The organism is Paenibacillus alkaliterrae (genome assembly GCF_021532375.1).
GTDB lineage: Bacteria > Bacillota > Bacilli > Paenibacillales > Paenibacillaceae > Pristimantibacillus > Pristimantibacillus alkaliterrae.
On record NZ_JAKGAP010000123.1, the window covers coordinates 1 to 1,130 of the forward strand.

Annotated in this window: 1 protein-coding gene and 1 pseudogene; both read left to right on the forward strand. The window is 45.8% G+C overall.

Translation table 11 applies throughout. The features are described 5' to 3' along the window. Positions 1-241: integrase core domain-containing protein (locus L1N85_RS26305; protein ID WP_235241982.1), on the forward strand; the 241-nt coding region annotated here is incomplete at its 5' end. A gap of 104 nt (positions 242-345) precedes the next feature. Next, positions 346-1,044: pseudogene (gene istA / locus L1N85_RS26310) on the forward strand (IS21 family transposase); the annotation flags it as partial. Between the last annotated feature and the right edge of the window lie 86 nt (positions 1,045-1,130).

Below are 1,130 nucleotides of genomic sequence, written 5' to 3' on the forward strand. Positions count from 1 at the left end.
TATTCCGCCTAAAACGCCGAATAAAAATGCGCACATTGAATCCTACCATGCCATCATTGAATTGGAATGTTACCAGCGCCATGAATTTGAGTCTTACCCACAGGCCTATGGGATTGTGAGTCAGTTTATTCAGGATTATAACCGAATCCGTATCCATGGCAGCATCTATGACTTATCCCCCTATGAATATCGGGAGGCAATCAAGCAAGGGATGGTGAAGCCGAAACAAGTTAAAGTTTGATCATCTTCGAAACGTCCATTTTAGAGTAAATGGCAGCAATTTAAAGCAATTCTACGATCGATATCGAATAAGAGGTGCAGTGTCCACAATAAGGGTGTTTAACCGTGTACTACGAGGAAGGAATGAACATCTCACAGATATCAAAAGAAACGGGACGAGATCGGAAGACTGTGAAAATGTATCTTGAGAAGGAAGATTGGAATGAGGCGATCCCCTCGGTGCCCAGGGACTCCACATTTCCTAAGCTCTCCCCTTACAAAGAAACCATTGACCAATGGCTGGAGGAGGATCAAAAGGCCAAGCGCAAACAGCGGCATACAGCACAACGTGTGTACAACAGACTTGCGGAACACTACGGCGAGGACTTTACTTGCTCGTATCGAACGGTTGCAGCGTACGTGGCGACGCGTAAGAAAAACATCTATGGCAAGCAAGCTGGGTATCTGCCGCTGGAGCACATTCCGGGTGAGGCGCAAGTCGATTTCGGTGATGCCGACTATTACGAGAGGGGAAGTCATTACAACGGCAAATACTTGAATCTATCATTTCCGCACAGCAATCAAGGGTACTTTCAGCTTACGAGAGGAGAAAACCAGGAATGTCTGTTTGAAGCACTCCTTACCTTATTTGACCATATTGGCGGTGTGCCGCGGCGCATCTGGTTCGACAATGCCAGCACCATGGTTGTCAAGGTGTTGAAACAAGGCAAACGTGACCTGACGAATGCCTTTATCCGGTTTGCCGAACATTATCGATTCGAAGCCGCTTTCTGTAATGTGGAGTCTGGACATGAGAAAGGGAATGGAAAGTGCATGGAAATGTAAAGTGAGTTGCCATAAGGCCTTGTTTTAACTGGTATGTTTACAGATTTACTTTACATTATAATGCC